This is a genomic window from Bartonella gliris (assembly GCF_045277155.1).
GTDB lineage: Bacteria > Pseudomonadota > Alphaproteobacteria > Rhizobiales > Rhizobiaceae > Bartonella > Bartonella gliris.
In genome coordinates, this window is sequence record NZ_CP123962.1 from 198,189 (window position 1) to 210,264 (window position 12,076).

Here is a 12,076-nt window from a genome sequence, read left to right on the forward strand (position 1 = left end):
CAAGGTTCTGTCGATGAATCATGTGAAATATTTGAGATCTACAAATGTTATTATTATTCCTCCTCTTGTAATATTCCCCGATTGCGTTGTACACAAGTTAAGTAATTTTGCTCTGTTTTGATGTGAAGTGTGGAGCAGGGGGAATAAGTGCTTTAATAGCCACGATTTTGTAAAAGACGTGTAAAAAGCGATATAATTTTAATGGTGAGGGGGCTTGTCTTCAATTAATAATTTTCTAATTTTTGAAGCGACAATATTTATGTCGTTTCTTATCTATTTATATCGTTTCTTATCTTCAAAATGTTGATATTTATATTCTTTAGAGCTTTTGATTGAATAGATGAATATCATTGTGCTAGGAAACTAGGAGAGCGATGAGGATGTCTGTACCGGTGGTTGGTAAGAATCATTTGTGCTGTCTTGTACGTAATTTAATAAAATATTTTTATCATGAAGATAATGGATAGGTAGTGTGGGCAATGGCAGAAGCTTTAAAAGTTGGCATTGGAGGTCTTGGTACGGTTGGTACTTCAGTTATTCGAATTTTACGCGAAAAAGAAAATAGTTTAGCTTGCCAATGCGGACGACCAATTAAAGTTGTTGCTGTGAGCGCGCGTGATAAAAATCGTAATCGTGGAATTGATCTGAGTGATGTAAAATGGTTTGATTCACCTGTGGAAATGGCTACTTCTGATGAGATTGATGTTTTTGTTGAGTTGATTGGTGGTGAATTAGATATCGTGCATGAAGCTGTTAGGAAGGCGCTTGAGGTCGGACATCATGTTGTTACTGCCAATAAAGCGCTTCTCGCTCGACATGGGGTAGAGCTTGCTGACAGTGCAGAAAAAAAAGGCGTTTTTCTTAATTTTGAAGCTGCTGTTGTGGGGGGAGTTCCTGTCATCAAAGCGATGAGAGAATCACTTTCCAGTAATCATGTGTCGCGAATTTATGGTATTTTAAATGGAACCTGCAACTATATATTAACACGCATGTTTACTGAAGGTCTTTCATTCAAAGATTGTTTGGCAGATGCGCAGAGACTTGGTTATGCTGAAGCTGATCCAACTTTTGATATTGGAGGAAATGATACCGCTCATAAATTAGCTTTATTGACAAGTTTGGCATTTGGAACGGTGATTTCGCTAGATGATGTTTATGTTGAAGGCATTAGCAATATTTCGCAGATTGATATCCGTGCGGCTGATGAATTGGGGTATCGGATTAAGCTTTTAGGAGTTGCATTAAAAACCGATTCCGGTATCGAGCAACGTGTTCATCCAACAATGGTACCAACATCATCGATGATTGCACAGATTCATGGTGTGACGAATGCCCTTTCTATTCAAAGTGATTTATTAGGTGAATTACTGTTTTCTGGTCCTGGTGCTGGAGGGGTGGCAACAGCATCGGCGGTTATTGGTGATTTAGCTGACATAGCGAAAGCGCGTCCAGGTTTTCAGTATGCACCTGTTTTAGGAATACCAGCATTGGAGCTTGCTCCTCATAAAAAAGCACGTATCGCGCATCATGCAGGTGGTTATTTTATCCGTTTGAATGTTCATGATCGCGCTGGTGTTTTTGCAACGGTTGCAAAACATATGGCTGAAAATCACATCTCATTAGAGTCGATTGTTCAAAAGCCTTTTGTAGAAAGTCAGATTGTAAAAACAATTATTTTAATAACGCACGAAACAACAGAAGTGAATGTACGACAGGCGCTTGAAGCAATTGAGAGAGATGGTTATCTTGTTGCAAAATCTCAATTTATTCGTATCGAACGTATGGCATAAAATTGGCAATTTGTTTTATAATAAGGGAGAGCTGAATGCTTTTTCGCTTGTGAAAAGTTTTCATCTTTGCAAAAAGCTTTATTCTTAATGTTTAGCAATGAATGTTAATGTTTTTTGCTGGTATCCATTTGGTAGGATTTTTTATATGATCACAACTCAAAAAACTTTAAATAGACTTGATCGTGTTCTAACACTTGAATTGGTACGCGTGACTGAACGTGCTGCTGTTGCAGCTGCGCGTTGGCGCGGGCGTGGTGATGAAAAAGCTGCTGATCAAGCTGCTGTTGATGCGATGCGTCGGGAACTTAATCGTTTACCTATTGATGGTACAGTGGTGATTGGTGAAGGTGAACGAGATGAAGCTCCGATGCTTTATATTGGAGAGAGAGTCGGTCTTCAAAATGGATTGGCGGTTGATATTGCACTTGATCCACTTGAGGGAACGACAATTTGTGCGAAAAATCTTGCAAATTCTCTGGCTGTGGTCGCAATTGCTGAAAAGGGTAATTTACTTTATGCTCCTGACGTTTACATGAAAAAAATTGCGGTTGGTCCTGGTTACCCAAAGGGGGTGGTTGATATCGATGCTCATTCTGCGGACAATATTCACGCTCTTGCAAAAGCTAAGGGAGTTACGGTTAATCAGATTACTGTTTGTATTATGGATCGACCTCGTCACACAAAAATGATTGATGAAGTGCGGGCAACGGGGGCAGCAATTCGCTTAATTGGTGATGGAGATGTTGCTGCCGTTATTGATACAACTGATCCAGATGAAACAGGTATTGATATCTATATGGGGATTGGTGGAGCCCCAGAGGGCGTTTTAGCTGCAGCAGCTTTACGCTGTATTGGTGGGCAGATGCAAGGGCGTTTACAGCTGGATACAGAAGAAAAAATTGCACGCGCGGCCAAAATGGGGATCGATAATCCCAATAAAGTTTATACAATGGAAGAAATGGCAAAGGGTGATGTGTTGTTTTCTGCAACAGGCGTAACGGATGGCAATATGCTTTCTGGTGTTAAATTTACTCCTCGTTATATTCAAACGGAAACCCTTGTGATGCGTTCACATACTGGTACAATCCGTAATATTAAAGCACAGCATAAAGATCATTCAAAATTTAGTTGATACTTTTTTTCGTTGCAGCCATTAAAAAATAAGAGAGCACATTGTTTCTTAGAAAGTTACGCTTCCATAAAAGCTTTCATAATGCGTTTATAGAAGCGTTTATAGATATTTCTGGAGGATATATCTTTTTACTGTTATGAAAGCTGGACAGAATGCACCCAGCCATTTTTATCTTCTATATTGCCTTTTTGAAGATCAACCAGTTGTGTGCGAAGTTGCTTTGTGATCTCACCAATCATTTCATTTCCGATAATAAATTCGCCATCTTTGTATTTGAAACGACCAATTGCTGTAATAACAGCTGCCGTACCACAAGCAAAGACTTCTCTAAGGTGACCACTTCGTGCATCTTCCTTGAGCGTTTCAAAAGAATAAAGACGCTCTTCTATCGTTAATCCCATTTGTTGAGCCAACTGTAAGATTGAATGACGTGTTATCCCTGGAAGGATAGTGCCATTAAGAGCAGGTGTTACAAGTGTATTATTTTCCATAATAAAGCAAACATTCATGCCACCAAGTTCTTCAATCCACTTATGTTCAACCATGTCAAGGAAAAGTACTTGGCTACAATTGTTTTGCATCGCGTTGTTTTGCGCGAGTAGGCTTGCTGCATAGTTACCACCACATTTTGCAGCTCCTGTTCCTCCTGGACCAGCACGGCTATAATCTGTTTCAATCCATACACTGACAGGTTTTTCTTCTCCCTTGAAATATGATTCAACAGGAGATGCTATGATACAGAAAATATATTCTTCAGAAGGACGAACGCCCAAAAAGTTTTCATTGCCAAACATGAACGGACGTATGTAGAGGCTAGCATTGGGATTTCCAGAAACCCACTTCTGATCAATTCTTACCAATTGATGAACAGCATCTAAAAAAATCTCCTTTGGCAATTCAGGCATAGCTAAACGCTTCGCTGATTCTATAAAACGCTGTGCATTGGCATCAGGGCGGAATAACAAAATGCGTCCATCTTTTGCGCGATATGCTTTTAAACCCTCAAAAATTTCTTGCGCATAATGCAAAACAGTACTTGCTGGGCTAATCTCTAAAGGTTTGTATGGAGAGATAACAGCGTTATGCCAACCTTTGGCTTTAGTCCATTGGATGGTGCACATGTGCTCTGTAAAAAATTGACCAAAACCGGGGCTTTTCAGAATTTCTTCACGATTCTCGGCTGACAGAGGTGATGGGTGTTTTTCTATTGTAAAGGAAAGTGATGATGTAGGAGATTTCATAAGTAAAGCCTTTTGAGAGGTGCTGTATTTCTATGCGTTTTCTTTATAAAAAATAATGAGATATTTTCACTAAAACCTTATTATGATTAGCAATTCCTTTGTGTCAATGTTTTATTATAGAATTCAAATCAAAGGTGATTGATAGATATTTTTTTTCTTCTGTTTTCATAATCTTTTTTCTAGATTTTACTAGGTAAGCTGGAACTTTTATATATATTCACCGTTTTTTCAAATAAGAACCTGAATAACTTCGATGCATATCGTCGTCTATAAATAAAGGCAGGGGAATTGAGAAAAGGAATTTACTATGATTGATAGCAATTACCCAGTACACGAGAAATATAAAGCTGTAGATAAGACAGATCGTGAAAAGTACAATTCGTTTGGTAAAGGTATTTTCGCTATTCTTCTTGGGCTTTTTATTATCTGGTTTATTTTTGGCTTTTTAGGATCTTTTTTTGAAAAATCCCCCGAACATAGATCTCACTATAATACTACGGAATCGAGTGAAACGATAACAAGTCCGAGAAAAGATTTAAATCCGATATCTCTAGAGCCTTATACCTATAATGGCACGGTTTCACCTTAATTTTATGAAAAAAATTCTTTAGAGGGGAAAAATCCAACTAAGCGTAGATTAAGAAGTAAAATAATCTCAACTGTATGAGGCAAGAAATATCTCATATGATTTTAACTTCTAAAGTTAATCAAGTGCTAGCGAAATAAAGAATGCAACGGTTTTAATAATCGTTGCATTCTTTTCTTAGCGTGTGATGAAACAACTTCCCCCAGAGTTTTTTATGTCTTCACAAAGGTTTATAGCTTCATTACGGTTTTGTGTCTGAATGCGAACACGGTAATAGGTTCCTTTTCCTGGTATAAGAGCAGACTGAATATTTAAAGGACGAGCGCCGATAAGAAATCCAAATCTAGATTGCATCTTTTTCAACGAATCCTTAGCCAGCGCATGCGTTGGTTGAGATGCAAGTTGTACGTAATAATTTTGTGTTATTACTTGGGTTGATGAGTTTGGGCGAGAAGCAATATGTGTTTGTGCATCTGAATTAAACTTCTCACGCGAAGGAATCGGTATAGATGAATTTTTAGTGTTTTTCTTAAGATCAGGGATTGAAGTATTTTCTAAGATTATTTTATCAATATCAGCCGTGAGATTATCTTCAGTCTCTTTGCTATTTGTATCAGAAAACTGCGAAGGGGTAGAGGAGTCATCTTGCAGTTGATTTACAGTAGCTTGATCAACCGTTTCTTCAGGTTCATCGGTAGTTTTTTTATCTGTGTGATGCGCTGGTGCTAGCACAACTGAGCCATCTTGTTTTACAATAACGGTCTGTACTTCTTGCGTTGGAATGGTGTGATTGATGGCTTCTGCTACTGCGTCTTCAACATCAGACTCATCAAGAGAAGAGGGTGAAATATTCGTGGATTCTTGTTGACTTAATGCGGCTAAGTCTTCAGGTGGTTCAGAAGTATCAATAAGAAATTCTTGCGTGTTCTCTTGTTTTTCATTTTGTTCAGTTGTTTGTTTATAAATATCTAAATTATGTGCAGCATCATTTTTTGTTTCTGTTGATTCTTCTTTAAATTTAAAAGGCGTATTGTCAGCGCGGATAATCGGTGTACTTCCATTTTTTTGTGATGGCATAAAAAAGCGAGAATAACCGATTAGTCCAATTCCTATCAAGATAAGAAGCATAACACTTTTGGTAAGAGCTTTACCAAAAATAAAACTTTTTAAGGGTGAAGTGGTTGATGCATTTTGGGGGAATTCATCTACAGCTCTATATGATGAATTTTCGGTAACAGGGGAAGAATTATACCTCATATTGTCAGTGGAGAAATAGTCGGTACTTTGCTCTTGAGAATTTCTATACGCATCTTCTCTTGGATTTTGCATGGTTTGATGAAAAATTTGATTGAGGACTTCATTATTTTGCTGTTGTTGCCGCGAAAAATCTTCTGCTGGAACATTTCCTACATTGAGTACATCAGCAAATTCTTCTTTTAAGCCATCAGTAGGTACGTCATATTCTGGGACCTCATATGGAACTTCTGGAACCATAATTGGTCCGGTTTTTTCTACGATTTCCTCTGCAAATTTATAAGTATCAATATTTGGAGGGGGGGTATCCCTGTGCGTAGTGTGATAAGCAAAAAAACTACCCGTTTGTGTCTTACTAAGGATTTCCGATGAGGAGTGCATCTCATTTAAAGTGTTTGGACTACACGGAACCTCTTCTTGATTTTTTTGTTCAGAGATATTTTCAGCATTATTGATGTATTGGTATTGAGTTTGAGCGTCACCATATTCGGAATTTTTTGCAGCATAAACTTCTTTTTCTGAGAGTTCCTCTTCGTAAAATTGAGGATAATCGGTAGTATAGCCTTCTTGCGGAAAGCTTTTTAAATCAGATGATTTTTCGATTTGTGTTGAATCCAAAGGGAAAGGAAAATCATTTGTTGATTCATTTTTTGCAGTGCTTTCTCTCCCTGAAATAAGGTCAACAGATGAAAAACCTGTGTTTGCAACCGTGGAAGGATTTGAAACATTGGCATAATATTCTTCAGCCCAATTTTCTTGATCAGCCGAAACTTTATATGGATGGTTTATGGCAGTATCATTGAGGCTTTGATTATCATCATATATATTCGTATTATTTGATTGTTGCGTAGTTGTTTGTGAAAAACGGGTGGCTTGGTGAGTGGATTCTGTCGCAACTCTATTATTATTGTCTATATCGGATTCATCAAAAAAGAAACTTTCTGATTGTGCACTAAAATGACCTTCTGCACTAGAATTACTCTTTTCAAAAAAGGGATTAGCGCTGGTTGGTGCTGTTTCATTTTGAGGTAATTGATTCTTTTGAATAGGTAAGGGAGAGAGCGCATCTAAAATTTGTTCTTCATCGTTACTGATAGGTGAAGAATATACCTCTTCAGACAAAAAGCTCTTTTGTTCTGAATGGTTAAAAGCATCTGTTGGAGCAATACTTGAAGTCCGTTCATTATTGGCTTCCTGTAAGTTCCATTGCTTCTTTTGATCATCAAATGGCAAGCTATTTTTCAAATTATTTTCAAGCTCTGCTTCTAGAAAGGACAAATCAAAATCGTCATCATGGAATGAAGTCTTAAGGGGCTGAGATATCGATTGATCAGGTCGTAAAAAAGACTGATCACTTTGATTTTTGCTTTGTTTATTTGGATTAAAAATTCGCGTAAGTCTTTCTAAAGGATCATGGTGTTCGTGATCCTGTTTTATTTCGTGCGGATTTTTGCGATCGTTATCGCTCATAGCTTTTCTCACATGATGATCTGCATCTGCGTGCAATAAATGGTTAATTTTGATTTGCTGTATTCTTAAATTATAAATTTCTCCCTTTGTTATAAGGATACACGAAAAACTTTAAATAAAGTATTCATTTTATGTATTTGGAGAACTTTTTTCAACGCATTTCTGTTGCTGCTTCTATTCCTACAATTGCAAGTCCTGATGATAAAATATTGATGAGAGCTTGTATCAATCCCAATCTGGCAAATGATAGTTCCTTATCATCGGGCTGAATAAAGCGTAAATTGGGATTATCACTCCCTTTATTCCAATGTGCGTGAAAGTTGGAAGCAAGGTCGTAGAGATAAAATGCTAATCGATGTGGTTCTTTATGAATTACGGCCTGTTCAATGATACGTGGATATTCACAAAGTTTGCGTATTAAGGATATCTCATTATCATCTGTTAATCGGTTAAGATGTGCGATCAATTTGTCATTTGAGATATTTTCAATCTGAAGTGTTTCTTGTGCTTGACGAAAGACTGAGTGACTACGTGCACTCGCATATTGTACATAAAAGATGGGGTTATCTTTTGATTGTTCTGTCACTTTTGCAAAATCAAAGTCAAGAGGAGCTTCACACTTACGGTACAGCATCATAAAACGCACGGGATCACGGCCGACTTCTTCTACAACATCACGTAGAGTGACAAATGATCCTGCTCTTTTCGACATGCGTACAGGTTGACCGTTGCGAAAGAGTTTTACTAATTGACATAAAAAGACGCTCAATTTGGCTTTATCGCCAGAAATTGCCTTTGCCATTGCTTCCAACCGCTTTACATAACCAGCGTGATCTGCACCTAGAATATAAATCATTTCATCAAAATGCCGATTGAATTTATCGCGAAAATACGCAACATCAGCAGCAAAATAAGTGTAAGAACCGTCAGATTTCACTAAGACACGATCCTGATCATCTCCAACATCTGTTGAACGGAATAAAGTTTGTTCGCTTGGTTCCCAGTCTTCTGTGTTTTGCCCTTTTGGTGGTGGAAGCGTACCTTTGTAGATATAACCATTTAAAGTAAGGTCATTAATCGTGTTACGAATAGCACGCGCGTCGTCAGTATAAAGCATTCGCTCTGAGAAAAAAATATCATGATAAATATTAAGGGCAGCCAAGTCGTTGCGAATCATTGACATCATTGCATGAATTGCACGTTCCTTCACGATAGATAGAGCTTCGTCTTTATCCATAGTGAGTAATTGATCACCAAATTCTTGAGCAAGTGATTGACCCAATGGTATCAAGTATTCACCAGGATAAAGTCCTTCTGGAATTTCATTAATTTTTTGTCCAAGAGCTTCGCGATAACGTAACAGTACGGAGTGGGCAAGTACTTCGATTTGTTGTCCAGCATCATTGATGTAATATTCTTTCGTAATGTTGTAGCCAACAAATTGCAGCAAATTGGAGAGAACATCTCCAACAACGGCACCACGGCAGTGCCCTACATGCATTGGACCCGTCGGATTTGCTGATACATACTCAACATTAATACGTTTTCCCTGTCCCATTGGAATACGACCGTAAGCTATACCTGTTTCAAGCATGGACTTTATTGCATCTTGCCAAAATGATTTTGTAAGCTTGAAGTTGATAAATCCAGGACCGGCAACATCAATACTCTCGATAGAGGGATCATTGTTGAGAAGTTCGATGATCTTCTCTGCGAGTGCACGTGGATTAAGCCCAACAGATTTTGCAAGCACCATAGCAGCGTTGGTTGATAAATCTCCATGTGAGGAATCGCGCGGAGGATCAACAGTGATTTTTGATAAATCTAGATCTTCTCCATTTTTTCCTTTTATATCAGATAATTCGAGTAATTTTTTAATTTTTTTCTCGAAATTTTTAAAGACATTCATATTCAACTTCCATAGTGTATTCGAAATCAGTTAAACGAAATTATTTGCATCGTCAAATAAGCGCTGGTATTCACGTAAAGCATAGTGATCGGTCATGCCTGACAGAAAGTCAGCAATAAGACGTGCTAATTCTTGATCTGTTAAGTATGCTGTTTTGCTTTGCCAGTTTTCAGGCATTACATGAGGATTTTTGTAATAATAGTCGAATAAGTTTTGTACAATATGTTTTGCTTTATTACGACGACTGAGAACTTGATCATGATAATAAAGATTTTTAAATAAAAAATCCTTCAATTCTTTTTCATGAACGGTCATCGTTGGCGAAAAGGTAACAATAATTTGTCCTGCTTGGTGAACATCATTTATGCTTGTTGGTTTGATGCGTGTCAAGTTTTCTTGTGATTGTTTTATAACATCTTCAACCATGGTTGTTATCTGTCTACGCACGAGTTCGTAGCCACGCCGAGTTTGGTCAAGTTGTGGATAGTCTTGTTTTATATCTTTTAATAATGATGCAGTCAGTGAAACATGTTCGAATTGATCAATTGTTAAAAAGTGCGAACGTAATCCATCATCAATATCATGAGCATTATAAGCAATGTCATCAGCAATAGCGGCACATTGCGCTTCTAGTCCAGGAAAGCAGTCAAGCTCAAGATCTTGCTTTGCATTATAATGCAAAATATCGATAGGAACATCTTTATTCTTAGCATAAGGACCTAAAAGGGGACCGTTATGTTTCACAAGCCCTTCAAGGGTTTCCCAAGTAAGGTTAAGTCCATCAAAATTTGCATAGCGCTGTTCTAGTTTCGTAACAATGCGTAGCGCCTGTGCATTATGATCAAAGCCGCCGTAATGTGCCATTGTTTCATTAAGGGCATCTTCTCCTGCGTGACCAAAAGGCGTATGCCCAAAGTCGTGAACAAGTGCAATGGCTTCTGCAAGATCTTCATCAAGACACAGCACACGCGCTAATGTTCGTGCAATTTGAGAAACCTCTATCGTATGCGTCAGACGAGTACGATAATGATCACTTTCATCAGCAATAAATACTTGAGTTTTATGTTTAAGACGTCGAAATGCATTAGAATGAATAATACGATCTCTATCTCTTTGAAAAGGTGAGCGTGTGGTACTTATAGTTTCGTGGAAGAGTCTGCCACGGCTTGTCTGTGGGTTAGCACTGTATATTGCTCGAGATTGGTAATTGTAATTAATATTGCTTATATCCATTGCAAGCTGTCTATTCTCATCGTAAATTTAGGTTGGTTTATTGTTCATAAATTTCTATTTATTGGGGATACTCTTTCTTGACAGTTTAATGCAAGGATATATGAAAAATGAGTGTGAATATTTCAGATGTTGCTGCAAAGCGAATTGCACAGATACTTTTAAATAAACCCGATAAAATAGGATTACGCATTTCCGTTGAAGGTGGTGGATGCTCTGGTTTTTCTTATAAATACGATTTGGTTTCTGAAAGTAGAGAAGGTGATCTTATACTCAAAAAAGATGGGGCAATTGTGTTGATTGATTCAGTATCTCTTCCCTTTATGGAAGGTGCTGAAATTGATTTTATTGACGACCTTATGGGGCAGTCTTTCCAGATTCGTAATCCAAATGCCGTCTCATCATGCGGTTGTGGTGTGAGTTTTTCAATTTAGAATGGTAACTTTGTAATATTGCTTCTTGAAAAGATTATTACTTTAGTCAACAATGCAAAAATGGGCATTTTTAAAAAAATATTGCATCAATCTTTATGGTTATGCGTGACGCTTATCCCTTTGACTTGGGGCGGTTATGCTTTTTCTGAGGAAGGAGAGGGGCGAGGTTATAACCAAAAACAACCCACAAGTTTTATTTTAAAATCTCAAGATCCTGAAAAAGAAAATTTTATTTCTCAGACCCAGCTTATATTGCATGCTCAGTTAACAAAAAGCAGTGAAAATATTATGAAAGGGCTTGTATGGCGGATTTATGCACCCATCCTAGGGGGTGATAATAAATTACCATTAATTGCTACTTTTGAGGGAGGGAGTGCCCATTTTGATTTAGATCCAGGGAGCTATCTTGTTCATGTTTCATTTGGTCATGCAAGTGCGGTGCAGCGTGTAAACTTAGAAAATGGACAACGTCTTATCAAAAATTTCAATCTTGATGCTGGTGGTGTTATCTTTAATGCCACATTGCTTAACGGTACAATCAACGAAAAGGAATTACGTTTTACTATATATGAGAATGCAGAAGAAAATGATGAAACAGGTGTGGTTTTATCAAATGTTAAACCTCGGTCCATCGTACGTTTGAAAGCTGGTCACTACCATGTTGCTTCTCAATATGGTTCTATTAATGCGATGGTTCGTTCCGATATTCAAGTGGATGCAGGTAAAATTACTGAAGTAAGTCTTGAACATCAAGCGGCTCAAATTGTCTTAAAGTTAGTCCGTCAGGAAGGAGGAGAAGCATTAGCAGATACGAGTTGGTCTATTACCAATGATTCTGGTGATATCATTTATGAAACTGTTGGTGCTTATGTTTCGCTTGTGTTGGCCGAGGGTGATTATATTGCGATTGCTAAAAATAAAGATCAGATTTACCAAAAGCTCTTTTCCGTCGTTTCTGGTCATGATGAAGATGTGAGTGTGATAGCGGATGTAAAAAATATACAGAGAGTCGATGATTCAATCGATTAAT

At 37.7% G+C, this 12,076-nt stretch carries 9 protein-coding genes; 5 read left to right on the plus strand and 4 right to left on the minus strand.

Annotation, left to right across the window (positions count from 1 at the left end; all coding sequences use genetic code 11):
* Window positions 1–479 precede the first annotated feature (479 nt).
* Together QHG54_RS00835 and glpX are read left to right on the plus strand one after the other, a co-directional pair.
* Complete coding sequence (locus QHG54_RS00835; RefSeq protein WP_317993386.1) at window positions 480–1,790, plus strand: homoserine dehydrogenase; 1,311 nt, start codon at window positions 480–482, stop codon at window positions 1,788–1,790.
* A gap of 145 nt (window positions 1,791–1,935) precedes the next feature.
* The gene (glpX, locus tag QHG54_RS00840; protein WP_406604261.1) at window positions 1,936–2,922 is read left to right on the plus strand and encodes a class II fructose-bisphosphatase; all 987 of its coding nucleotides are present in this window, start codon (window positions 1,936–1,938) and stop codon (window positions 2,920–2,922) included.
* Window positions 2,923–3,056: 134 nt separating this feature from the next.
* On the opposite strand, the gene QHG54_RS00845 is transcribed toward glpX, so the two are convergent.
* A complete protein-coding gene (locus QHG54_RS00845; protein WP_317993384.1) occupies window positions 3,057–4,163 on the minus strand; it encodes a branched-chain amino acid aminotransferase in 1,107 nt (368 codons plus the stop codon).
* Between the two features lie 307 nt (window positions 4,164–4,470).
* Here QHG54_RS00845 and QHG54_RS00850 point away from each other — a divergent pair, with 307 nt between their 5' ends.
* On the plus strand, window positions 4,471–4,752 hold the full coding sequence (locus tag QHG54_RS00850) for a hypothetical protein (protein ID WP_317993383.1): 282 nt from the start codon (window positions 4,471–4,473) through the stop codon (window positions 4,750–4,752).
* A gap of 174 nt (window positions 4,753–4,926) precedes the next feature.
* Here QHG54_RS00850 and QHG54_RS00855 read toward each other — a convergent pair whose 3' ends face one another.
* From QHG54_RS00855 to QHG54_RS00865, 3 genes are all read right to left on the minus strand, one after another.
* Window positions 4,927–7,473, minus strand: coding sequence for an SPOR domain-containing protein (locus tag QHG54_RS00855; RefSeq protein WP_406604262.1), 2,547 nt, complete (start codon window positions 7,471–7,473; stop codon window positions 4,927–4,929).
* A 151-nt stretch (window positions 7,474–7,624) separates the two neighbouring features.
* Window positions 7,625–9,382 carry an arginine--tRNA ligase gene (gene argS / locus QHG54_RS00860; RefSeq protein WP_406604263.1) on the minus strand — a complete coding sequence of 586 codons (1,758 nt, stop codon included), beginning with the start codon at window positions 9,380–9,382 and terminating at the stop codon, window positions 7,625–7,627.
* Window positions 9,383–9,412: 30 nt separating this feature from the next.
* Window positions 9,413–10,615 (minus strand): deoxyguanosinetriphosphate triphosphohydrolase, encoded by a 1,203-nt coding sequence (locus QHG54_RS00865; protein WP_317993380.1) that lies wholly within the window; start codon window positions 10,613–10,615, stop codon window positions 9,413–9,415.
* A 107-nt stretch (window positions 10,616–10,722) separates the two neighbouring features.
* On the opposite strand from QHG54_RS00865, the gene QHG54_RS00870 reads away from it, so the two are divergent.
* Together QHG54_RS00870 and QHG54_RS00875 are read left to right on the plus strand one after the other, a co-directional pair.
* Window positions 10,723–11,046 carry an iron-sulfur cluster assembly accessory protein gene (locus QHG54_RS00870; protein WP_317993379.1) on the plus strand — a complete coding sequence of 108 codons (324 nt, stop codon included), beginning with the start codon at window positions 10,723–10,725 and terminating at the stop codon, window positions 11,044–11,046.
* Between the two features lie 60 nt (window positions 11,047–11,106).
* The gene (locus tag QHG54_RS00875) at window positions 11,107–12,075 is read left to right on the plus strand and encodes a carboxypeptidase regulatory-like domain-containing protein (protein ID WP_317993378.1); all 969 of its coding nucleotides are present in this window, start codon (window positions 11,107–11,109) and stop codon (window positions 12,073–12,075) included.
* Window position 12,076: the final 1 nt, after the last annotated feature.